Origin of the sequence: Thermodesulfovibrio sp., from assembly GCF_049969575.1 — a bacterium.
GTDB lineage: Bacteria > Nitrospirota > Thermodesulfovibrionia > Thermodesulfovibrionales > Thermodesulfovibrionaceae > Thermodesulfovibrio > Thermodesulfovibrio obliviosus.
Genome location: NZ_JBMFOO010000005.1, coordinates 29,235 through 48,859, shown reverse-complemented (window position 1 = coordinate 48,859; position 19,625 = coordinate 29,235). Strand labels below are relative to the sequence as shown.

Sequence of the window (19,625 nt, the reverse complement as noted above, 5' to 3'; positions counted from 1 at the left end):
TTTAATGGTGATGCTCTTTCTCTGAATGTCCACCTGCAATTATATAGATTGTCTCTTCACTGGAGAGATTTTCAAAGTAAAGGCTTTCTTCCTCTACAATATGAATAGCCTGTCCTTCAGTAAGAATTCCATTCCATATACCGGTTGCTCTAACTTTTCCTTTCAGTATCAACACGATTTTTTCATGTCCCTTACCAGGCTTTATAATTCTGTTTTTTAGAGGGTCTCTTTTGAACCAGTAAATAGCTCTCTTATACATCTAAATCTTCAGGATAGGGTTCCAGATATTTTTGAACAAGTATGTATTCATTGTCAAACCTGTAAGACAGGCTCTTAATTAGCTCAAGTATGACTTTTAAAGGTATTTTTCCCTCATTATATTTATTGATTAAATTAATTAGATGATTCCTTTCTCTGGAAGTTATTTTTTTTGAAACATAACCCATTAAATGCATGAGTGTATTTACATGTCTTTTTTTTGAGGGTTTTTTTAAAAAAGCTTTGTAAAATTGTATTCTGTATCTGTTAATTTTTTCCTCAAAGGGAATGCTTGCATCAGCTACTAATTGACCGAGTTCTTTCAGAGATTTTTGACTATAGGTCATAAGGAGATATTTATATTGAGAATGAAACTGTATCAATTTTTTGGGTTCTGGATTTTTAAAAAGATTTCTAATCTCAGAAAAGGCGAATATTCTTGTAAGAAAATTTGTTCTGATTCCTTCATCTCTTAACCTTCCTTCATCTTCAACGGGCAGGCATGGAAAGTGTTTTCTTATTGCTTCAGCAAAGAAACCATCAGTTTTTCCAGCTACAGAACCATTTCTGTAAAGCTTTGTTGAACCCACTCCGCAGGAAGGGGACTTTGCTTTAAGAATAAATCCGTCAATGTTAGTTATTGAAGAGATGGTTTTATCAACATATTCAAGCATTTTGTCAGTGAAGTCTTTTCCAGTCTCAGGTTGAATTAATCTTTTTGATGATCCATTGTCAACAATTATTAATCTTTTCCTTGGAACTCCTAACCCTATGTCAGATTCAGGACAAAAATCTATATATTCAATGTAAGGCTTAAGTTTTTCAACAAATTCATCAAAGACCATTCCACCATTATACCTCACAGGTTTTAAAAAACATCTGCTGAGCACTATTTTTGGCTTTGTCATGATTTATATTATAATTGAAAAATGATAGAAACTTACATGCAGTCCATATCTCCTGCTGTTCAGGCTCTAATTGCTGGAGTTTTTACATGGGGATTGACTGCTGTGGGAGCATCCCTTGTTTTATTTGTGAGAAATGTTAACAAGAAACTTCTTGATGTTGCTCTTGGTTTTGCCGCAGGCGTGATGATAGCTGCAAGCTTCTGGTCTTTGCTTGAGCCAGCTATTGAGATGTCTCAGAATCTAAATATACCTTCATGGATACCTCCAGCTACTGGTTTTCTGATCGGTGCTTTATTTCTTAGATTGATTGATGTTATTCTGCCTCATCTTCATCTTCAAGCGCCCATAAATGAAGCAGAGGGAATAAAAACTTCCTTTAGAAGAACCACTCTTCTGGTTCTTGCTGTTACACTTCATAATATTCCAGAAGGGCTTGCAATTGGAGTTTCTTTTGGTGCTCACGGAGCTGATCCTCAAGCTGTGAGTATTTTATCCTCGTTAATGCTCGCATTTGGAATAGGAATTCAAAATATTCCAGAGGGATTCGCAATCTCTATGCCATTGAGAAGTGAAGGTTTATCAAGGAAAAAGAGTTTTTTTATTGGACAGCTTTCAGGACTGGTTGAGCCAGTTTTTGCACTTATAGGTGTTTTAATGCTTGAGATCATGCATAATCTTTTACCATATGCACTGGGTTTTGCTGCAGGTGCAATGATTTTTGTTACAGTGGAAGAATTAATTCCAGAGTCTCAGAGAAATGGCAACTCTGATGTTGCTACTGCAGGATTAATTATTGGATTTACATTAATGATGATTCTTGATGTGGCATTTAAATAAGTCATTGCATATGGGAGACAGTAAAAATTTGACTGTTTATGTTGATTTTTGCTAATGTAAAAATTAAAGTTATGAAACAAAAGACGAGACAGGAAAGAATTCTGGAGATAAAAAAGAAACTTCTTGAACAGAAGAGACAGATTCTTATTGAGGCTGGAGTAATGCTTTCAAATCTTCCCTCTGAAAGCAACTTATCTGAAATAGGAGATATGGCATCTCAGGAGATTGACAGAAGCTTTCTTTTGAGACTCAGAGATAGGGAAAGGAAGCTACTTAAAAAGATTGAAAAAACGCTTGAAAAAATTGAAAATGGTACTTATGGAATATGTGAGTCCTGTGGCGCAGAAATTCCTATTGAAAGGCTTGAGGCAAGACCTGTCACTGATTTATGCATTGAATGCAAAACAGAGCAGGAAGAAGTTGAAAAGCTTAAAGAGAGTTAATTTTAAGCAATCTTTCAGGATTTGTTTCTCCAGCCAGTTTTAGCTTATTTTCATCAATATTTAAATTTTTAAGCCTTTCCACCACATCCTTGAGACTCATTGAACCACCTTGAAGTTTCTTGCTTTCTTCGTTCTGTTTTACCATATCAGAAATCAAAATAATTCTTTCAGGATTTTTAATATGAAAGAGCCATTTTAAAAGTTTATCACTTAAATGTCTGCCATCTCCGATCAACTCAACATAAATTTCCTGATTAATAACTCCAAATCCTGCTATTCCAGGTTCTCTATGATGAATTCCACGCATAGCATTAAAAAGATGAGTTATAAGCCGAGAACCTGCTTTAAAACCTTCCTCAGCTTCTTTATATGTAGCATTGGAATGTCCCATGCTTACGATAATTCCCATTTGAGCGCATTTTTCTATTATTCTAATTGCACCAGGAAGCTCTGGTGCTACCGTGATTACTTTAACAATATCTTCAAATCCATCAATTAAGCGATTTAAAACCTCAACATCAGGCTTCAAAAAATAATATCTCTCCAATGCTCCTGCTTTCTCTGGATTTAAAAAAGGACCTTCAAGATACACACCAATTAATTTTGCCTCCTGCCTTTGATATTCCATTGCTTTTTTTATGTTTAAAAGAGTTTTTCTCATGGTGTTAATCTCAGCAGGATAAAGAGTAAGTAAGAATTTGTCAACTCTCATTGAACAATATTCCTGAGCAATTAAAAGAACCTGTTCTGGACTGTTAATATCTCTTACATCTATCTTGTTTGTTCCGTGAAAGTGGACATCAATCAAAGACATTTTTTATCATAACATATGCGTTTTAAAACAGGTAAAATTTATATAAATAGCTTACTGAATAATATTAAAGAACTTCCCACTGAACGAAGAATTACTGAAATATCCCGATATTTTCTTGGTATTCCCTATAAAAAAAATTCACTAATCGGTAGTCTCACTGAAGAGGAACAACTTGTAATTGATTTTGAAGGAGTCGACTGTATGACTTTTATTGAGTATGTTGAGGCATTGAGGCTTTCTAATGATTTAAACTCTTTCATTGAGAATTTGAAACATGTTAGATATTTTGATGGAGCTGTGGATTTTAAAAAAAGAAAACATTATTTTACTGACTGGAATGAGTTAAAAACAGTAAAAGATGTTACTGCAGAAATTACTGAAAAATTTGTAACAGTTGTGAAAGAGCTCAGTTTTATTGATGGATTAGAGCCAAAACAAAGAATTGTTAATTACATTGCAGCAGATATAATAGAAAAAATTTTATTTAAACTGAAAACAGGCGATTACTGCGGTTTTTATACATCAAGAGACTGCCTTGATGTTACCCATACAGGAATAATTATTATAGACGAAGGCAATGTGAAGCTCAGGCATGCTTCAAGCCATAAAGGTTGCGTAATTGATGAAGACTTTTTAAAATATGCAAAACAAAAAGAAGGTATAATAATTTTTAGACCTGAGGAAAATGCTACATCTTCATGATAGAAAAAAACAGATAAGAAAAGTTCTTCTTATAACACTTTTTCTTAATCTATCTGTTTCTTTAGCAAAAATAATTTATGGGTATTTATCAAACTCTGTAGCTATTTATTCAGACGGATTTCATTCTCTTTTCGATGGAATTTCAAACATCGGTGGATTAATTGCTCTTTACATAGCAAGTCATCCACCTGACAGAGAGCATCCCTATGGACATAGAAAGTTTGAAACAGTTTTTGCAATTTTTATAGGTGTTTTGATGTGTATTACAGCATTAGAAATAGTGAGAAACGCTTATGAATCAATTATTGAATCAAAAAAGCCTCTGACAGATGAAAAAGCTTTTATCATTCTCATCGGCACTCTCATAGTTAACATTTTTGTGTCAGTTTATGAAAGGAAAAAAGGAAAGGAGCTTAAGAGCGAATTTTTAATAGCTGATTCAGCCCATACAAAGGTTGATATTTATATAACCATTGGAGTAATAGTAAGCGTGGTCATTACCACATTAACAGAGTCTAATTTTGTTGATCCATTAGCTGGTTTAGTTGTTGGAGTTTTTGTTGCAAGAGAGGCAATTCTGATAATAAAAGAATCTGCCAATATTCTTGCTGACAGAACAGCTCTTGATGGTGAAAAGATTATCAGTATTGTTGAAAGATGTAGAGATGTTGAAGCTTGCAGGGATGTAAGAACACGGGGCACACCAGGTCAGATATTTGTTGATTTAAAGATTTTAGTAAATCCTTCAATCTCTATCTCAGAAGGACATGATATAGCAGAAAGAGTTGAAGAATTAATTAAAAAAGAATTTCCCGATGTTGTTGATGTTGTAGTTCATGTAGAGCCATTTGAGAAAAATTAAAGAACTTTTTCAGAATCAAAAGAATTCAGAGATTGTAAATATTGCTCCCATTCTAAGGGAAGCATATACTTCTTTTTATTATTGCATTCTTTGCAGGCAGGAACTATATTGCTTTTTACTGATTTACCTCCTCTAATAAGAGGCACCACATGATCCATTGTAAGCTCTTTTTCTGATACTTCTTTCCCGCAGTAATAACATCTTCTTTTGGAAATTTTTTTGCGCCACCAGGAACTCTTTTTAAGAAGTTTCGCTTTCTCTTTTTCTTTTTTAATTTCTTCAAGGGTCACAGAAGGTATAAATCTATCCATTAACGGCTGAATCTCTTTTTTTCTTCTTCTTCAAAGAATTTATTATAAAGAACATTCCATTCAGGACTTCCTTCAATGATTTTCTTTGAGAACGATTGAAGTTTCCTTCTTACAATTTCATCAATTGTTTCACCAATTTTTAAAGCTTGAATAAAACTTCTTTTAATTTCTCTTCTTACTTCCTGTTCTTCAACCTTAAGCTTGATTAATCCTTTATTAATCAAGCCATTGAATAAAACATGGGAAGTATGAGTTATTTTTTCCTCTGAAAGCATCATAGAACTAAATTTCTCTGCTTTACAAGTTTTTGTTTAGTCATCTCAAAAAGCTTTCTGTAATCAAGTTTATCTCTTTCAATTTCAGCTTCATATTTCTTAAGAAGCTCTCTCACTTCTTCATTGAGTCTGTCCTCCACCATCAATTCGTCTAAAATAAGCTTTTCAGCTTCCTCAAGAAGCTGTTCCTTTGGAACAGTTATTTCAATCATATCTTTCTTTAAGAGATTTTCTATTATCTTGTTTGCTATGTATGGTACCCAGCTCTTAGGTATCCTCATTTTTAAATCTCTATATATGGCAATAGTGCAATTGATCTCGCTCTCTTAATTGCTCTTGTTAACTGTCTTTGATGCTTTGAGCATGTTCCTGTCATTTTTCTTGAGAGGATTTTACCTCTTTCAGTCATAAAACCTCTCAACATTTTAACATTTTTGTAATCAATAAAATCAATTTTTTCTGCACAGAATCGGCAGTATTTTTTCTTGAAAAATCTTCTTTGTGTTGCCTGTTGCACATTAACCTCCTTTAAAATGGTTCTAAATCTGTGTATTCTTCTGGTGGAGTCTCTGTTAATTCATGTTGCTCCACAGGTTCTCTTTTTGGAAAAAATCTTATATTGTTTGCGATAACTTCAAATTTGCTCCTTTTCTGTCCTTCATACTCCCATCTTCTTTCTCTTAATCGTCCTTCAACCAGTACAGTTCTTCCTTTGTTCAGATACTGACTACAGGTTTCAGCCTGTTTACCAAAAACTATAGCATCAATAAAAAGAGTTTCTTCTTTAAGCTCTTCACCCTGTTTATATCTTGAATTAACAGCTATTGGAACTGTAGCCACTGCGACTCCCGAAGGCGTATATCTTATTTCAGGGTCTCTGGTAAGATTTCCTATGAGTATTATTCTATTAAACATCCTAAACCTTGGCAGTAACTTCAGATGGTTCTACTGGTATACCTTTTATTTCAGGTGGCAGTGCAGCAATCTGTTGTTTTGTGAGTTTAACTATCATAAATTTGAAAACCGGGTCATAAACTCTGTAAAATTCTTCCATTTTTTTTATTGCTGAAGATGGAGCTTTAAAAAGAAACAAAACATAGTATCCCATTGTTTGTTTGTTAAGTTTATAGGCAAGTTTTCTTTTGCCCCAGTTGTCAATCTTTAAAATTTCTCCACCATTCTCAGTAATAATAGAAGAAATCTTGTTAACTACTTCCTGCACTTCTTCTTCAGAAAGTGTTGGCAGAAGAAGAACCACTTTTTCATAAAAATTATTCATACAATACCTCCATATGGATTTTAAGCCCTTCTCCTTAAGGTAAGGGCATGGAGTAACAAAAGTTTCAACATATTTTATAACATATTTGTTAATTTTAAATCAAATTATAATGTTTCAATTTTTTATTCAAGGTATTTCTATTTATTCCAAGAATCTTTGCAGCTTTTACCTGATTGCCTCCTGTTTCATTAATGGCAAGAATAAAGAGTGCCTTTTCCACTTCCTGCATAACAGTTTCATAAAGATTTGAATTTTCAATCTTTGCAAAATCTTTTAAGAGATTGCCGATTTTTAATTCAAGAAAATTTTTTATTGACAGCTGATCATTGTATTCACCGAACAAATCTTTTGATGTAAGTCTTTGATGTCTCGCTAAAATACAGGCTTTAGCCAGACAGTGCTTGAGTTGATAAGCATTTTCCGTCCATGAATGCTCTAATATTGCCTCCTGAGCATCTTTTGATAATTCTTTTTTAGGAAGATTTAGACATTCTGAAATTTCCTTCAGAAAAAAGTTAGCAAGAGGAATTATATCCTGTTTTCTTTCTCTCAGAGGGGGTATATAAAACTTTTTGGAATTTAATAAATTTTCGTATAATTCAAAGGTTATTAAACCATTTTTATAAAGCTCCACATAGTCCCAGTCAGATAAAAAAATGATGCATTTAAAACTTCTTTCAGGATTAAAAACAAAGGATGCATCAATATTTTCAGGATTTTTAATAAGATAAACTATATTTTCATGCTTAAAAGAAGTTTTTTTATTTATATCCTCAGGAATTTTTACAATTTCTGCCTGAGTTATGTTTGCAAGTATTATTTTAGCTATGTAGTCTTTTTCAGTCCCCTTTTCTCCATATATAAAAAATACAGTATTATCAAAAGAAAGTTTTTTTATGCTTTCCAAAAGCTCTTGCATTACTGGGCTTTTGTATACTCTCTGAAATTGCATTGGCTCCATAAATCTACTCCCTGTAAAGTTTGTTGTCTTCAATATACTTCCGCACTTCTTCTGGTACAAGGTAACGAATACTTTTTTCATTCTGAATCATCTTTCTTATTTGAGTTGATGATATCCAGAATGGTGAAACTGAAATAAAAAAAGCTCTTTTATCTGAATTTTTTATTTTAAAACAGTTTTCGGCCTCTTCATCTTCAATAAATTCATAATTCTGTAAATTATCAAAACCAGGTCTTGACATTATTATAAAATCAACCATTCTTAATAGTTCTTCATACCTGTACCAGGATTTTAATTCAAGAAATGCATCAATACCCATTATAAAAAAAAGAGTATCCTTTTGGTAAAGTCTTTTTAAATGTGTAAGAGTATTTATGGTATAAGAAGGTTTTTTCTGTTTAGCTTCAAAATCAGAAACTTCAAAAAAGGGATTGTCCTTTACTGCCAATTCAGTCATTTTCAATCTGTGCATAGCTTCCACAATATCGTATTTTTTTAATGGCGGAATTCCTGCTGGAATAAATATAATTTTGTCCAGCAAAAAAGCTTCCCTTACCTCTTCTGCGACTCTTAAATGCCCATAATGAATGGGATTAAAGGTTCCACCAAAAAGTCCTATCTTCATTGCCTTAACTGTCCTGATCCGAAAACTATGAATTTGGTGCATGTAAGCTCTTCAAGTCCCATTGGACCACGAGCATGAATTTTGTCCGTTGAAATTCCTATTTCAGCACCGAGACCAAATTGATATCCATCATTAAGTCTTGTCGAAGCATTAACAAAAACAGCAGATGAGTCAACCTCTCTTAAAAACTTCATTGCCTTATTATAATCTCTCGTAACAATTGCATCAGAATGGGCTGAACCGTATTTTGTTATGTGCTCAATAGCCTCGTCAATATCCTTTACAACCCTCACATTTAGAATTAAATCAAGGTATTCTTTATAAAAGTCTTCTTCAGTAACATCCATTACATTTGGATATATTTTCTTTGTCCTTGAACATCCTTTAAGCTGAACTCCAGCCTGTTCAAATCTTTTTAACATTGCTGGCAAAAATACTTCTGCTACAGCTTCATCTACTAACATTGTTTCCATTGCATTACAGGTTGCAGGTCTCTGTACTTTAGCATTAAAACAAATCTCCTGAGCCATTTCAAGGTCAGCATCTCTATCAACAAATACATGACATACACCTTTGTAATGTTTAAGTACAGGAATCCTTGAATTTTCAGTAACAGTTCTTATGAGGGACTCTCCACCACGAGGAATTATTAAATCTATTAAGCCCTCAAGTTTTATCATCTCAAGAACAGCTTCTCTTTGAGGAATATCAATAAAGCTTACTACACCATCATGCATTCCTTCATCTTTTAAAGCTTGTTTTAAAATTTTTACCAATGCTGTGTTTGAGTTTATAGCTTCAGAACCTCCTCTTAAAACAACTGCATTGCCTGCCTTAAGACATAATCCCGTTACATCTACTGTAACATTTGGTCTTGCTTCATAAATTACTCCAATTACTCCTATGGGAACCCTCATTCTACCAACAAGCATTCCATTTGGTCTGAGCCACATTTTTGTTATTTCGCCAACCGGGTCTGGTAAGCTTACGACTTCTTCGAGTCCTTTTATCATCTCGTCAATTCTTTTTTCTGTTAAAGTAAGCCTGTCAATTAAAGCTTTTGAAAGTCCTTTTTCTTGAGCTCTTTGCACGTCAACTCCGTTTGCCTTAATCAGTTCATCCTTTCCATGCTTAAGATACTCAGCCATCCTATTAAGAATTTTGTTTTTCCTTTCTGTTGAGGCTTTTCCAATAAGTATTGAAGCCTCTTTAGCTTCCTTTGCTTTGCTTAAAACCAATTGTTTAAGCTCCATCTTTTCACCTCCGAAAAAATTTAATTGCATATTTTAACTTTTTTTGGTATATTTTATAAAAATATAATTTTAAAAAGGAGGAGGGTATTATGCCAACACCAGTAGTTGATTACGATCTTTGTGTAGGATGCGGCTCCTGTGTGGAGATATGTCCAGAAGTTTTTGAATTGAGAGATGACAAAGCTTGGGTTATTGGTCCTGACAAATGTAACACCTGTGACTGTCAGCAAGCAGCTGATCTCTGTCCTTCTCAGGCAATCAAATTGGAGTAGTTTTTTGAGGGTGGAGGATAAGCCTCTACCCTCAATTAATTTATAAATTTTTTTGCAAGCTCTAAAAAACCAAAAATTTTTAAATCTAAATAGTTTCCCTGCTCTCTTAATTCTTTGAGTTTTTCTAATGCTTCATCAAGGGGAATTTTTAAGACTTCAATATTTTCACTTTCATCAGGAGGATAACTTTTTTTAAGTTCTTCAGGAGCTTCTTTTACATTTTTTGCAATAAACACTGTTAGAATCTCTGTAGAAAGTCCTGAAGAAACAGGTCCTTCTGCAAGAAAGACAATTTCATCTGAAAACAGACCTGTCTCCTCAATCAATTCTCTCTTTGCCACTTCTATCAGTGACTCTTTTCTATCATTTAATCCTGCTGGAAACTCCACAACAAAGCCACCAAGCACAGGTCTGAACTGCCTGATAAAGATAATTTCATTGTTTTCTGTTACTGGTATAACAACAACAATTCCTTTGCAGTTTACTCTTTCAACAGCTTCCCACTTTCTTATTCTTCCATGATTGTCCTCATAGGAAAGCAAAACAACTCTGAGATATTTTCCCTGCCATGCTATCTCTTTTTTAACAATTTTCATGGTATTATCCGGGAGGCCAATGCATCTGCCTTCCAGCTAAAAGATGAAAGTGAACATGATAAACTGTCTGACCTGCCTCATGATTGCAGTTCATAACCACTCTAAAGCCTCTTTCATCAATGCCTTTTTCTTTAGCTATTTTTTTTATAACCATAAAAATATGTCCGATAAGTTCTTTATCCTCAATTTCAAGCAGGGTAGAGTAGTGCTTTTTCGGAATTACAAGAATGTGAACTGGTGCCTGTGGAGCAATATCTTCAAAGGCTAAAACTAATTCATCCTCATAAACAATCTTTGATGGAATCTCCTTTTTTATAATTCTGCAAAATATACAATTCATTTTACACTCTGGAAATCAATTTTTCTATAAAAACAGGTTCTGTTTCCAGTATGGCATGCTCCTTTACCATGTTGTTTAACCATGACAAGAAGGGTATCAGCATCACAATCGTAGTAAATCTCCTTTACTTCCTGAACACAGCCAGAGGTTTCACCCTTTTTCCAGTAAGTCTGTCTTGAACGAGACCAGAAATGGGTAAACCCTGTTTCAATGGTTCTCCTTAATGCTTCTTTATCCATGTAAGCAACCATTAAAACTTCCTTTGTATCTATCTCCTGAATTACTGCTGGAATGAGACCATTTTCGTCAAATTTCAGTTCTGGCAGATTCATTTTTCTCCTTTTTTATTTTTTCTCTGCAAAGTTTATACTCAATACTGTCAACTATTGCTTGCCATGAAGCTTCAATTATATTTTCAGATACTCCAACAGTACTCCACACGCTTTCTTCATCTCCTGATTCTACTAAAACTCTAACTTTTGAAGCAGTGCCTCTGCCTGAATTAACCACCCTGACTTTGTAATCTTTAAGTTTTACTTTTTTTAGTTCAGGATAAAATCTTTCAAGAGCTTTTCTTAAGGCATTATCAAGAGCATTCACTGGTCCATTCCCTGTAGCAGCAGTATGCTCAATGCTTTTACCAACCTTTACCATTATTGTTGCCTCACTCAATGTTGGTTCATCTCCTTTTCTTTTTTCATCTATAACTCTAAATCCAATTAAATCAAAAAATTTCCTCTTTAATCCCAGCGTCTTTCTGAATAAAAGTTCAAGCGATGCTTCAGCTCCTTCAAATTGAAATCCTTCATTCTCTAAAGTTTTCACAGCATCAACTATTGCTTGGACCTCAGGAGAATTGGGATCAAGATTAATACCAAATTCTTCTGCCTTTTTAAGGATATTGCTTTTCCCTGCAAGGTCAGAAACAAGTATTCTTTGACGATTTCCAACAAGCTCAGGTCTTATATGTTCATAGGTTTCTGGACGCTTTCTAACTGCACTGACATGAACTCCTCCTTTATGAGCAAAGGCACTTTCTCCTACAAATGGCTGTCTTTTAAAAGGAATGAGATTGGCTATTTCATAAATAAATCTTGAAATTTCAGTGAGTTTTTTTAATCTGTCTTCATCAAGGCATTTAAATCCAAGTTTCAACTGCAGATTTGGAATAACAGAGCAAAGGTTGGCGTTTCCACATCTTTCACCAAATCCGTTCATAGTTCCTTGAACCTGAGTAACTCCATTTAAAACTGCTGTAATACTGTTAGCAACAGCGCAGTCAGAATCATTATGAGCATGAATTCCTAAAGGAGTATTTATTGATTTTTTAACCTCTTTTACAATTTTTTCTACATCAGCTGGAAGGCTTCCACCGTTTGTGTCGCAGAGTATAATACAGTCTGCCTTAGCCTCCTGAGCAGTTTTTAAACATTTAATGGAATACTCGGGATTGTCTTTATATCCATCAAAAAAGTGTTCAGCATCAAAAAAGACTTTTTCAGCGTACTTTTTTAAATAACTGACTGTATTAAAAATAAGCTCAAGGTTTTCTTCAAGAGATATTTTAAGAGCTTCTGTTACATGAAAATCCCAGGTTTTGCCAAAAATTGTTAATATTCTGGCTTCTGAGGCAATAAGGGATTTCACATTTGAATCACTTTCTACTTTTATTTTTGGTCTGTGGGTACTTCCAAAGGCAACTACAGTGGCGTTTTTGAGATTAAGTTTCTTTACTTTTTTAAAGTATTCAGCATCCTTTGGATTTGAGCCAGGCCATCCACCTTCTATGTAATGAATTCCAAGTTCATCAAGTTTTTCAGTGATTCTTAATTTATCATCAACTGAAAAAGAGATATCCTCTGCCTGTGAACCATCTCTTAGAGTTGTATCGTAAATTTCTACAGTTTGCATAAAAGTAATATATTATATTTTTGAAGTATTAAGCAAGATGTGTTATATTAATAGCATTAAATTTTTGAAAAGGTGAAGTTATGGCAAAGATTTTAATGTTAGGATGTGATGCAATTGCTCAAGGGGCTATTGAAGCAGGAATCTCTTATGCTTCTTCCTATCCAGGAACTCCTGCAACACAAATCCTTGAATACATTGCTAAAAATTCTAATGTTGCTGCTGAGTGGTCTGTTAATGAAAAAGTAGCCTATGAAGTTGCATATGGTGTGTCTTTGACTGGAAGAAGAGCACTTTGTTCAATGAAACATGTGGGCTTAAATGTTGCATCTGATCCTTTTATGACATCAGCATATCTTGGAGTAAGAGGTGGTCTTGTTCTGGCAGTGGGTGATGATCCTGGTGCCTATTCTTCACAGAACGAGCAGGATAGTCGTTTTTATGCTTCTTTTGCAAAAATTCCATGCTTTGAGCCATCAGATGCTCAGGAAGCCAAAGATATGACTTATTTAGCCTTTGATATATCTGAAGAATTAGCTCTTCCAGTAATGGTAAGAAGTATTACAAGACTGCTTCATTGTTATGCTCCTGTAAGCCTGGGCAACATCAATCCTGAAAAAGAAATTAAGCTTGAAAAAAATCCTGATTATTTGATTGCCGTGCCAAAAAATGTAATAAGACTCCATAGAGAATTAAATAAAAAGCAGGAAAAAATAAAACAATTTATAGAAAAATACGAATTCAATAAGATTTTTCCGGGTAAAGAAAAAAGGGGTATAATTGCTTGTGGTATTACATATCTTTATGCAAGAGAATTGGAAGAATCTCTGCCCATTCTTAAAATTTCAGCCTATCCAGTGGATGAAAACTTAATTAAAGATTTTGTTACAGCTCTTGATGAGGTAATTGTATTAGAAGAGGGTTATCCTTTTATTGAAAATATTGCAAGAAAATACAGTTCAAACATCAGAGGAAAGCTTTCAGGAGATTTACCTCTTGAAGGAGAACTTGGTCCAGAGCCTTTATTTAGAATTTTTGGCAGAATAAAATCTTCTGATTCAGAAAACGGAGTTATTCCAAGACCTCCAATGCTCTGTCCTGGATGTCCTCATAGAGAGTTTTATAAAGCATTAAATGAAGCCAAACCAATCTTTGTTACCGGAGATATTGGCTGTTATACTCTTGGAGCAAATCCTCCTCTTAGGGCAATTGATACATGCCTTTGTATGGGCGCAAGTATAAGTAAAGCAGCAGGAATTGCTTCACAGGGAGTAAAGGGAGTTGTTGCTGTAATTGGTGATTCAACCTTTATTCATTCAGGAATCCCAGCACTGATAAATGCAGTTTACAACAAATTAAATATTCTTGTTTGCATTCTTGATAATTCAGCAGTTGCAATGACAGGACATCAACCAACTCCGATTATTGGAATTACAGCAAAGGGAAAAGAAACAAAAAAATTAGACCTTGCTGAACTATGTAAAGCCTGCGGCGCAGATTCAGTGGAAGTTGTTGATCCCTACGATAAAAAAACAACCTATGAAGCAATTAAAAGAGGACTTGACAATCCTGGAGTTAATGTCATAATAGCTCGCAGAGCTTGTGTTTTACTGGCTAAAAAATTAAAGAGCTAAATCTAATAAAATATTTCCCGGCATATATTCTAATCAAGCCGTCTGTCTTTTCAACACGATCTCTGGTTGGCTGAAGGCTTCTTTAATCTCTTTCCTACTATGTAAGCCTGACCAAGGGATATGCAGGCGTCATTGCTTGGAACATTTATGTGATAAAGGGGCTCTATACCTATTTTTTTTAGAGCTTTTATGGTTTCCTTTATTAAAAAGGCATTCTGAAAGACTCCTCCACTTAAGCCAGCTCTGTCAAAGCCTAATTTTTTTCTGAAATATTGTGTAAGTTCAATGATTATTTTGATTATGGTGTTATGAAACTTCCATGAGATTTCCGAAACTGGTTTGCCTGCAAGAAAGTCATCAATGAGCTGTTTTATCATGAAGGTGTAATCAATAACTAAAGAACTGGTCTCTTTTTCAGCTATACTAAAACTGTAGCAGGCTTTTTCAGAATACTCCATACTTGCTTCAATCAAGCTTTCAAGAGCTATTGCTGCCTCTGCCTCAAAGGTGTTGTAATGACAGACTCCAAGAAGGGAGGAAACTCCGTCAAAAAGCCTTCCCATTCCAGAAGAAGGGGGGCTAAACTGAGAGAGTTTTTTAAGTTTCAGTATTTGTCTGATTTTGTTTTCTTCCATTGTCATTGCAACAGGAAGCTTTTTTATTAAACTCATATCTTCTCCGAAAGCATCATCAATCAGAGAAAGAGCTATTCTTGAGCACTCCTTTATAGCACTTTCACCTCCTGGCAAACTGATTGGCTTTAGATGGGCAAGTCTTATGAAATCATCAACACTGCAGTATAAAAACTCACTTCCCCAGATGCTGCCATCTGTGCCATAGCCTGTTCCATCAAAGGCAATTCCAAAGAGTTCATCTAATCCGTATTCTGCCATGAGGGATGCTATATGACAGTAATGATGCTGAAGAGCAAATGCTGGAATTGTCTTTTTTTCTGCATGCTCCTTTGCCCATTTAGTTGAAAAATACATGGGATGTAGATCATGCCCTACAGCTACAGGCTCTATGCGGTATACTAATTTTAGATTGTTTAAAACCTCCTCATAAAACTCAAGGGTTTCAAGATTTTCCATATCTCCTATGTGCTGACTCATTATTGCATAGTTTGACTTTATAAGCGTGAAAGTGTTTTTCAGGTCAGCACCTGCTCCGAGAACTTCAGGCAGTTGTTCCCTTAAAGATATTGCTTTTGGAACAAATCCTCTTGCCCTTCTTATAAAGTAAATATTGCCTTCAAGCTCTCTTACAACAGAGTCATCAACGCGCATAAAGATTTCTCTATTATGCAGTAAAAAAGCATCTGCCACATTACCAAGTTTTTCTATCGCTTCTTCGTTTTTTGTTATTATTGGTTCTTCAGAGATGTTTCCGCTTGTCATTACAAGAGCTTCAAAGTGAGGCTGCATCGGTATCTCAAAAGGTTGAGGACTGAGGACTGAAGGCTGAAGGAGCGAAAGCAAGGAGTCTTCTTTTTGCTCTGGATAGTAAAACAACAGATAATGAAGTGGCGTATATGGTAACATGAATCCAAGACATGAATTTTTCAGAGCCAGCATATCTGGAAGCATACATTCAGGCCTTTTTCTTAAAAGAACAATAGGTCGAGTTGGTGAGGTCAAAATTCTTTTTTCAGCTTCTGAAAGAAAACAAAACTTTTCTACTGACTCAATATGAGGACTCATTAAAGCAAAGGGCTTGTTGCTTCTTTTCTTTCTCTTTCGTAATTCCTCTACTGCCTTTTCATTCTTTGCATCACAGCATAGATGAAATCCTCCAAGCCCTCTTATTGCAAGAATCTTTCCCTGTTTTATAAGCCTTATAGCCTCTAAAACAGGATTTTCCAGCTCCTTTAATCCTCTGTCAGTCTTTAAAAAAAGCCTTACCTGAGGACCACATACAGGACATGCATTTGGCTGAGCATGAAATCTTCTATTTGATGGGTCTTTGTATTCTTTAAGACAATCAGCACACATATTAAAAACAGACATTGTTGTATTTGCTCTATCATAGGGAACTTTCAATGTAATCGTATAACGAGGACCACAGTTTGTGCAGTTAATGAATGGATAGAGATATCTCCTGTCAGAAGGAGTAAAAAGCTCTCTTAGACAGTCATTACATATGGATACATCCTCTGAGACATGGGTAAATCCTGCATCATCTATGCTTTCAATTATGTCAAAGCTTTGATAATTATTGGGCGGAAGCTCCTCAGTATCAATTGAATAAATCTTTGCAAGTGGAGGAGGCTCGTTTCGCAATCTGTTCAGGAACTCATTAACCTTTTCACCTTCTATCTCAATTGTTACTCCCTTTGATGTATTTGTAACATATCCATTTAAATTCAGACTTTTTGCAAGATTGTAAACAAAGGGTCTGAATCCTACTCCCTGAACAACTCCTTTGACTCTTATGTGGAGGCGTTTCATGTATTAGAATAACATTAATTCTCTTACTGGAGAAAAGCTTTTTCTGTGAATAGGGCAGGGTCCGAATTTTTTTAAAGCCCTTAGATGTTCCTTTGTAGCATATCCTTTGTGTCTGTCAAAACCATACTGATAGTATTTTTCATGATATTGCCTCATTATTCTGTCCCTTGTTACTTTGGCTACAATGCTTGCAGCAGCAATCGAAGCACTCTTCTGGTCTCCCTTTATGATTGCTTTCTGTGGAATTTTTAAATCTGGCAGGTAAACAGCATCTATCAGTAAAAACTCTACATTTCTGCCAAGATTTTTATAAGCAAGGCTCATTGCAAGACGGGTAGCTTCAAGAATGTTTATTCTGTCAATCAGCTCTACATCAATAATTCCAATTCCAACAAAAGCGTTGCTGATTATTTTTTCAAAAAAGCTTTCTCTTTGTTCAGGAGTTAATTCTTTTGAATCCTTTATGCCTTCAATAAAAACGTTATCTCTGAAACTCACACAGGCTGCTACAACAGGACCTGCAAGGCATCCTCTTCCAGCTTCGTCTATACCTGCAATGCTTCTGTAACCCTGAGAAAGGATTTCATCATCAAAGGCAAAGAGGTTCATGCCTTTTGATACTCTGTCTTTTCTTTAACCTTTGCCTCTTTTCCTTTCTTTGTTCTCAAGTAATAAAGTTTAGCCCTTCTTACATCACCTTTTCTTACCACTTCAATTTTGTCAATTATTGGGCTATGGAGTGGGAATACACGCTCTACACCGACTCCAAAAGAGATTTTTCTTACTGTAAAGGTCTCTCTTAATCCTCCGCCTCTACGAGCAATAACAATACCTTCAAAAACCTGAATTCTTTCTTTGTCTCCCTCTTTTACCTTGACATGAACCTTAAGAGTATCTCCTGGTTTGAAATCAGGAATATCTGTTTTCTTAAATCTCTCCTCTATGGCTCTAATTATTAACTGGTTCATAGACTCCCTCCAGAATTTTTTTGTTTATTTCAGAGCAAAGCTCTTTGAGAATTTTCATATCATCTCTGGATAAATTTTTCAACAAATCAGGTCTGTTTTTCAATGTGTTTTTCAAAGCTTGACGTTTTCTCCACAGAGCTATTTTTTTATGGTCACCACTTAATAAAACCTCAGGAACTTTCATTCCCTTAAAATCCTCTGGCCTTGTGTAATGAGGATAGTCTAAAAGTCCTTTCATAAAGGAATCCTCCACTGCTGAAAGCTCATCTCCCAGTGCACCTGGTATTAGCCTTACAATACTATCTATTATAACCAATGCTGCCAGTTCTCCACCACTTAAAACATAATCTCCCACTGAGACTTCCTCATCCACAAATGCTTTAACCCTCTCATCAATACCCTCATATCTACCGCATATTAAAACCATTCCTTTATTTTCTTCTATAAACTCCTGTGCAAGTTTCTGCGTAAATTTTCTTCCCTGAGGAGAAAGCAGTAACAGCTTTTTGGGCTTTTTGTCCTCCTTTACATGCATTATGGCTTTGTAAAATGGCTCTATCTGCATAACCATTCCAGCTCCACCACCATAGGGATAATCATCCACTTTTTTATGCTTATCAGATGTAAAGTCTCGTAAATTGTATATCTTCACCTCTGCAATCCCTTTATTTAATGCTTTTCCAACAACGCCATGCTTTATGTAGCATTCAATTATTTCAGGAAATATTGTTAACACTTCAAATTTCATAAATTTTAATTCAAACTCAAAAGAAAAGGGCGTGGATTTCACGCCCTTTATTTAACTCTTTTTAATGGACTATTCTAAAATTTCAAGGACACATCTTTTGCCAACTTTTGTTCCAGCAGCACCAAGAATGGTCCTCATAGCCCTTGCGGTTTTACCCTGCTTTCCGATGACCTTTCCAAGATCACTTGGAGCAACTCTGAGTTCATAAACAGTTGTTTTCTCACCCTCAATCTCAGTAACCTTAACCTCCTCTGGTTTGTCCACCAGTGACTTTGCCATTGTCTCAATGAGTGTCTTCATGCTCATGTTCTAACCTCCGTCAAAAGAGTAGTAAAATACCCCAATGGGTATGTTAAGCAGAAACCTGTTCAATTAATTTTTTAACAGTATCCGAAGGTTGTGCGCCCTTCTGTAGCCAGTATTTGACCCTTTCCATATTAAGATTGACTTCTGCAGGGTCTTTTTTGGGATTATAGGTACCTACAATTTCAATAAAAGGGCCATCTCTTCTAGCTCTTGCATCAGCTACAACAACTCTGTAGAAAGGTTTTTTCTTTGCTCCCAATCTCATAAGTCTTATTCTAACCAATTGCATACCTCCGAGTAGTTAATCCTTATATATTAAATTATATATTACATATTTATAGCCATTAAATTCAACTTTTTTTTAAATTCAAAATTTCCAATAGAATTTAAGCTGGATTGAGTGACATCTGAGAATTTTATATGCTTTCAAAGTCTTGCAAGTATTAAAGAACTAAAACATCATCCCAGCTTAAAAGAGTTATACCTTTTTCCTGAAGAATTGATATTGTCTTGTCAAGATTTTCAGTCCTAAGAACAACAACAGCCTTCTGTCCTGATTTTTCCACAAAGGCGTAAATATATTCAATATTTATGTTTGAATCGTAAAGATGTTTCAGAGCCTCTGCCAGTCCTCCTGGTTGGTCCTTAACTGCAATAGCTATTACATTGGTAAGTTTTACTGTAAATTCATTTTTTTCAAGAATATCTTTAGCTTTTTCAGGATCTGTAACAATCATTCTCAGAATTCCAAACTCAGAAGTATCAGCAATTGAAAGAGCTCTTATGTTTATATCTTGCTCTGCCAGTGCTTTTAAAGCTTCGTAAAGTCTTCCTCTTTTATTTTCCAGAAAAACCGAGATCTGCTTTATTTTCATTTT

General features: G+C 34.9%; 29 protein-coding genes. 6 read left to right on the top strand and 23 right to left on the bottom strand.

What is annotated here, in order from left to right:
- Position 1: 1 nt before the first annotated feature.
- Both ACP5O9_RS02535 and ACP5O9_RS02530 read right to left on the bottom strand, forming a co-directional pair.
- Complete coding sequence (locus ACP5O9_RS02535) at positions 2–259, bottom strand: hypothetical protein (protein ID WP_353686997.1); 258 nt, start codon at positions 257–259, stop codon at positions 2–4.
- The gene (locus tag ACP5O9_RS02530; protein WP_428723382.1) at positions 252–1,166 is read right to left on the bottom strand and encodes a YbgA family protein; all 915 of its coding nucleotides are present in this window, start codon (positions 1,164–1,166) and stop codon (positions 252–254) included. The genes ACP5O9_RS02535 and ACP5O9_RS02530 overlap by 8 nt, the downstream gene beginning before the upstream one ends.
- A 21-nt stretch (positions 1,167–1,187) precedes the next feature.
- Here ACP5O9_RS02530 and ACP5O9_RS02525 point away from each other — a divergent pair, with 21 nt between their 5' ends.
- Both ACP5O9_RS02525 and dksA read left to right on the top strand, forming a co-directional pair.
- Positions 1,188–2,003: a ZIP family metal transporter gene (locus tag ACP5O9_RS02525; RefSeq protein WP_353686999.1), complete on the top strand. Its 816-nt coding sequence runs from the start codon at positions 1,188–1,190 to the stop codon at positions 2,001–2,003.
- A gap of 71 nt (positions 2,004–2,074) precedes the next feature.
- On the top strand, positions 2,075–2,446 hold the full coding sequence (dksA, locus tag ACP5O9_RS02520) for an RNA polymerase-binding protein DksA (protein WP_353687000.1): 372 nt from the start codon (positions 2,075–2,077) through the stop codon (positions 2,444–2,446).
- Here the strand turns inward: dksA and ACP5O9_RS02515 are convergent.
- Entirely contained in the window at positions 2,433–3,260 is an 828-nt protein-coding gene (locus ACP5O9_RS02515; protein ID WP_428723381.1) for an N-acetylglucosamine-6-phosphate deacetylase, read from the bottom strand. The two genes, dksA and ACP5O9_RS02515, sit on opposite strands and share 14 nt — an antisense overlap.
- Before the next feature lie 15 nt (positions 3,261–3,275).
- Between ACP5O9_RS02515 and ACP5O9_RS02510 the strand changes: the two genes are divergently transcribed.
- Positions 3,276–3,962 carry an N-acetylmuramoyl-L-alanine amidase-like domain-containing protein gene (locus ACP5O9_RS02510; protein ID WP_353687002.1) on the top strand — a complete coding sequence of 229 codons (687 nt, stop codon included), beginning with the start codon at positions 3,276–3,278 and terminating at the stop codon, positions 3,960–3,962.
- Entirely contained in the window at positions 3,946–4,824 is an 879-nt protein-coding gene (locus ACP5O9_RS02505; protein WP_428723380.1) for a cation diffusion facilitator family transporter, read from the top strand. Before ACP5O9_RS02510 ends, ACP5O9_RS02505 begins: the two co-directional genes overlap by 17 nt.
- Here ACP5O9_RS02505 and ACP5O9_RS02500 read toward each other — a convergent pair.
- The 9 genes from ACP5O9_RS02500 to ACP5O9_RS02460 all read right to left on the bottom strand — a co-directional run bounded on the left by ACP5O9_RS02500 (position 4,821) and on the right by ACP5O9_RS02460 (position 9,528).
- Positions 4,821–5,135: an HNH endonuclease gene (locus ACP5O9_RS02500; RefSeq protein ID WP_353687004.1), complete on the bottom strand. Its 315-nt coding sequence runs from the start codon at positions 5,133–5,135 to the stop codon at positions 4,821–4,823. The genes ACP5O9_RS02505 and ACP5O9_RS02500 overlap by 4 nt on opposite strands.
- The gene (locus tag ACP5O9_RS02495) at positions 5,135–5,413 is read right to left on the bottom strand and encodes a DUF507 family protein (RefSeq protein WP_353687005.1); all 279 of its coding nucleotides are present in this window, start codon (positions 5,411–5,413) and stop codon (positions 5,135–5,137) included. The genes ACP5O9_RS02500 and ACP5O9_RS02495 overlap by 1 nt, the downstream gene beginning before the upstream one ends.
- On the bottom strand, positions 5,410–5,691 hold the full coding sequence (locus ACP5O9_RS02490) for a DUF507 family protein (protein ID WP_353687006.1): 282 nt from the start codon (positions 5,689–5,691) through the stop codon (positions 5,410–5,412). The genes ACP5O9_RS02495 and ACP5O9_RS02490 overlap by 4 nt, the downstream gene beginning before the upstream one ends.
- A gap of 2 nt (positions 5,692–5,693) precedes the next feature.
- On the bottom strand, positions 5,694–5,927 hold the full coding sequence (rpsR, locus tag ACP5O9_RS02485) for a 30S ribosomal protein S18 (protein ID WP_353687007.1): 234 nt from the start codon (positions 5,925–5,927) through the stop codon (positions 5,694–5,696).
- A gap of 11 nt (positions 5,928–5,938) precedes the next feature.
- Positions 5,939–6,325, bottom strand: a complete 387-nt coding sequence (locus tag ACP5O9_RS02480) for a single-stranded DNA-binding protein (RefSeq protein ID WP_353687008.1) — start codon at positions 6,323–6,325, stop codon at positions 5,939–5,941.
- A gap of 1 nt (position 6,326) precedes the next feature.
- Entirely contained in the window at positions 6,327–6,689 is a 363-nt protein-coding gene (gene rpsF / locus ACP5O9_RS02475; RefSeq protein WP_353687009.1) for a 30S ribosomal protein S6, read from the bottom strand.
- 94 nt (positions 6,690–6,783) lie between these two features.
- On the bottom strand, positions 6,784–7,608 hold the full coding sequence (locus ACP5O9_RS02470; protein WP_353687010.1) for a helix-turn-helix domain-containing protein: 825 nt from the start codon (positions 7,606–7,608) through the stop codon (positions 6,784–6,786).
- A 46-nt stretch (positions 7,609–7,654) separates the two neighbouring features.
- Positions 7,655–8,275, bottom strand: a complete 621-nt coding sequence (gene nadD / locus ACP5O9_RS02465) for a nicotinate-nucleotide adenylyltransferase (RefSeq protein ID WP_428723379.1) — start codon at positions 8,273–8,275, stop codon at positions 7,655–7,657.
- On the bottom strand, positions 8,272–9,528 hold the full coding sequence (locus ACP5O9_RS02460) for a glutamate-5-semialdehyde dehydrogenase (protein WP_353687012.1): 1,257 nt from the start codon (positions 9,526–9,528) through the stop codon (positions 8,272–8,274). Before ACP5O9_RS02460 ends, nadD begins: the two co-directional genes overlap by 4 nt.
- An 89-nt stretch (positions 9,529–9,617) precedes the next feature.
- Here ACP5O9_RS02460 and ACP5O9_RS02455 point away from each other — a divergent pair, with 89 nt between their 5' ends.
- Positions 9,618–9,800 (top strand): ferredoxin, encoded by a 183-nt coding sequence (locus ACP5O9_RS02455; RefSeq protein WP_428723378.1) that lies wholly within the window; start codon positions 9,618–9,620, stop codon positions 9,798–9,800.
- Positions 9,801–9,835: 35 nt separating this feature from the next.
- On the opposite strand, the gene ACP5O9_RS02450 is transcribed toward ACP5O9_RS02455, so the two are convergent.
- From ACP5O9_RS02450 to cimA, 4 genes are read right to left on the bottom strand one after another with little or no spacing between them, the layout of a single operon-like run.
- The gene (locus ACP5O9_RS02450; protein ID WP_428723377.1) at positions 9,836–10,396 is read right to left on the bottom strand and encodes an NUDIX hydrolase; all 561 of its coding nucleotides are present in this window, start codon (positions 10,394–10,396) and stop codon (positions 9,836–9,838) included.
- Positions 10,397–10,400: 4 nt separating this feature from the next.
- Positions 10,401–10,736, bottom strand: coding sequence for a histidine triad nucleotide-binding protein (locus ACP5O9_RS02445; RefSeq protein WP_353687015.1), 336 nt, complete (start codon positions 10,734–10,736; stop codon positions 10,401–10,403).
- The gene (gene hisI / locus ACP5O9_RS02440; protein ID WP_353687016.1) at positions 10,733–11,068 is read right to left on the bottom strand and encodes a phosphoribosyl-AMP cyclohydrolase; all 336 of its coding nucleotides are present in this window, start codon (positions 11,066–11,068) and stop codon (positions 10,733–10,735) included. Before hisI ends, ACP5O9_RS02445 begins: the two co-directional genes overlap by 4 nt.
- On the bottom strand, positions 11,043–12,647 hold the full coding sequence (cimA, locus tag ACP5O9_RS02435) for a citramalate synthase (RefSeq protein WP_353687017.1): 1,605 nt from the start codon (positions 12,645–12,647) through the stop codon (positions 11,043–11,045). The genes hisI and cimA overlap by 26 nt, the downstream gene beginning before the upstream one ends.
- 80 nt (positions 12,648–12,727) lie before the next feature.
- Here cimA and ACP5O9_RS02430 point away from each other — a divergent pair, with 80 nt between their 5' ends.
- Positions 12,728–14,278: a thiamine pyrophosphate-dependent enzyme gene (locus ACP5O9_RS02430; RefSeq protein ID WP_428723376.1), complete on the top strand. Its 1,551-nt coding sequence runs from the start codon at positions 12,728–12,730 to the stop codon at positions 14,276–14,278.
- A gap of 50 nt (positions 14,279–14,328) precedes the next feature.
- Here ACP5O9_RS02430 and ACP5O9_RS02425 read toward each other — a convergent pair whose 3' ends face one another.
- The 7 genes from ACP5O9_RS02425 to ACP5O9_RS02395 form a co-directional block, all read right to left on the bottom strand.
- Positions 14,329–16,725, bottom strand: coding sequence for a carbamoyltransferase HypF (locus ACP5O9_RS02425; protein WP_428723375.1), 2,397 nt, complete (start codon positions 16,723–16,725; stop codon positions 14,329–14,331).
- Positions 16,726–16,728: 3 nt separating this feature from the next.
- Entirely contained in the window at positions 16,729–17,334 is a 606-nt protein-coding gene (locus tag ACP5O9_RS02420) for a ribonuclease HII (RefSeq protein ID WP_353687020.1), read from the bottom strand.
- Positions 17,331–17,693 (bottom strand): 50S ribosomal protein L19, encoded by a 363-nt coding sequence (rplS, locus tag ACP5O9_RS02415; RefSeq protein WP_353687021.1) that lies wholly within the window; start codon positions 17,691–17,693, stop codon positions 17,331–17,333. The genes ACP5O9_RS02420 and rplS overlap by 4 nt, the downstream gene beginning before the upstream one ends.
- Positions 17,674–18,441, bottom strand: a complete 768-nt coding sequence (trmD, locus tag ACP5O9_RS02410) for a tRNA (guanosine(37)-N1)-methyltransferase TrmD (protein ID WP_424904602.1) — start codon at positions 18,439–18,441, stop codon at positions 17,674–17,676. The genes rplS and trmD overlap by 20 nt, the downstream gene beginning before the upstream one ends.
- A 69-nt stretch (positions 18,442–18,510) precedes the next feature.
- Positions 18,511–18,741, bottom strand: a complete 231-nt coding sequence (locus ACP5O9_RS02405; protein ID WP_028841925.1) for a KH domain-containing protein — start codon at positions 18,739–18,741, stop codon at positions 18,511–18,513.
- Between the two features lie 52 nt (positions 18,742–18,793).
- Positions 18,794–19,036 (bottom strand): 30S ribosomal protein S16, encoded by a 243-nt coding sequence (gene rpsP / locus ACP5O9_RS02400; protein ID WP_353687023.1) that lies wholly within the window; start codon positions 19,034–19,036, stop codon positions 18,794–18,796.
- A 154-nt stretch (positions 19,037–19,190) separates the two neighbouring features.
- Positions 19,191–19,622: an ACT domain-containing protein gene (locus ACP5O9_RS02395; RefSeq protein WP_353687024.1), complete on the bottom strand. Its 432-nt coding sequence runs from the start codon at positions 19,620–19,622 to the stop codon at positions 19,191–19,193.
- Positions 19,623–19,625: the final 3 nt, after the last annotated feature.

Bases quoted from the DNA above. Each gene is read 5' to 3' on its own strand.
- ACP5O9_RS02535 (WP_353686997.1), bottom strand. From the start codon at position 259: ATGTATAAGAGAGCTATTTACTGGTTCAAAAGAGACCCTCTAAAAAAC.
- ACP5O9_RS02530 (WP_428723382.1), bottom strand. From the start codon at position 1,166: ATGACAAAGCCAAAAATAGTGCTCAGCAGATGTTTTTTAAAACCTGTG.
- ACP5O9_RS02525 (WP_353686999.1), top strand. From the start codon at position 1,188: ATGATAGAAACTTACATGCAGTCCATATCTCCTGCTGTTCAGGCTCTA.
- dksA (WP_353687000.1), top strand. From the start codon at position 2,075: ATGAAACAAAAGACGAGACAGGAAAGAATTCTGGAGATAAAAAAGAAA.
- ACP5O9_RS02515 (WP_428723381.1), bottom strand. From the start codon at position 3,260: ATGTCTTTGATTGATGTCCACTTTCACGGAACAAACAAGATAGATGTA.
- ACP5O9_RS02510 (WP_353687002.1), top strand. From the start codon at position 3,276: ATGCGTTTTAAAACAGGTAAAATTTATATAAATAGCTTACTGAATAAT.
- ACP5O9_RS02505 (WP_428723380.1), top strand. From the start codon at position 3,946: ATGCTACATCTTCATGATAGAAAAAAACAGATAAGAAAAGTTCTTCTT.
- ACP5O9_RS02500 (WP_353687004.1), bottom strand. From the start codon at position 5,135: ATGGATAGATTTATACCTTCTGTGACCCTTGAAGAAATTAAAAAAGAA.
- ACP5O9_RS02495 (WP_353687005.1), bottom strand. From the start codon at position 5,413: ATGATGCTTTCAGAGGAAAAAATAACTCATACTTCCCATGTTTTATTC.
- ACP5O9_RS02490 (WP_353687006.1), bottom strand. From the start codon at position 5,691: ATGAGGATACCTAAGAGCTGGGTACCATACATAGCAAACAAGATAATA.
- ACP5O9_RS02480 (WP_353687008.1), bottom strand. From the start codon at position 6,325: ATGTTTAATAGAATAATACTCATAGGAAATCTTACCAGAGACCCTGAA.
- rpsF (WP_353687009.1), bottom strand. From the start codon at position 6,689: ATGAATAATTTTTATGAAAAAGTGGTTCTTCTTCTGCCAACACTTTCT.
- ACP5O9_RS02470 (WP_353687010.1), bottom strand. From the start codon at position 7,608: ATGCAAGAGCTTTTGGAAAGCATAAAAAAACTTTCTTTTGATAATACT.
- nadD (WP_428723379.1), bottom strand. From the start codon at position 8,275: ATGAAGATAGGACTTTTTGGTGGAACCTTTAATCCCATTCATTATGGG.
- ACP5O9_RS02460 (WP_353687012.1), bottom strand. From the start codon at position 9,528: ATGGAGCTTAAACAATTGGTTTTAAGCAAAGCAAAGGAAGCTAAAGAG.
- ACP5O9_RS02455 (WP_428723378.1), top strand. From the start codon at position 9,618: ATGCCAACACCAGTAGTTGATTACGATCTTTGTGTAGGATGCGGCTCC.
- ACP5O9_RS02450 (WP_428723377.1), bottom strand. From the start codon at position 10,396: ATGAAAATTGTTAAAAAAGAGATAGCATGGCAGGGAAAATATCTCAGA.
- ACP5O9_RS02445 (WP_353687015.1), bottom strand. From the start codon at position 10,736: ATGAATTGTATATTTTGCAGAATTATAAAAAAGGAGATTCCATCAAAG.
- hisI (WP_353687016.1), bottom strand. From the start codon at position 11,068: ATGAATCTGCCAGAACTGAAATTTGACGAAAATGGTCTCATTCCAGCA.
- cimA (WP_353687017.1), bottom strand. From the start codon at position 12,647: ATGCAAACTGTAGAAATTTACGATACAACTCTAAGAGATGGTTCACAG.
- ACP5O9_RS02430 (WP_428723376.1), top strand. From the start codon at position 12,728: ATGGCAAAGATTTTAATGTTAGGATGTGATGCAATTGCTCAAGGGGCT.
- ACP5O9_RS02425 (WP_428723375.1), bottom strand. From the start codon at position 16,725: ATGAAACGCCTCCACATAAGAGTCAAAGGAGTTGTTCAGGGAGTAGGA.
- ACP5O9_RS02420 (WP_353687020.1), bottom strand. From the start codon at position 17,334: ATGAACCTCTTTGCCTTTGATGATGAAATCCTTTCTCAGGGTTACAGA.
- rplS (WP_353687021.1), bottom strand. From the start codon at position 17,693: ATGAACCAGTTAATAATTAGAGCCATAGAGGAGAGATTTAAGAAAACA.
- trmD (WP_424904602.1), bottom strand. From the start codon at position 18,441: ATGAAATTTGAAGTGTTAACAATATTTCCTGAAATAATTGAATGCTAC.
- ACP5O9_RS02405 (WP_028841925.1), bottom strand. From the start codon at position 18,741: ATGAAGACACTCATTGAGACAATGGCAAAGTCACTGGTGGACAAACCA.
- rpsP (WP_353687023.1), bottom strand. From the start codon at position 19,036: ATGCAATTGGTTAGAATAAGACTTATGAGATTGGGAGCAAAGAAAAAA.
- ACP5O9_RS02395 (WP_353687024.1), bottom strand. From the start codon at position 19,622: ATGAAAATAAAGCAGATCTCGGTTTTTCTGGAAAATAAAAGAGGAAGA.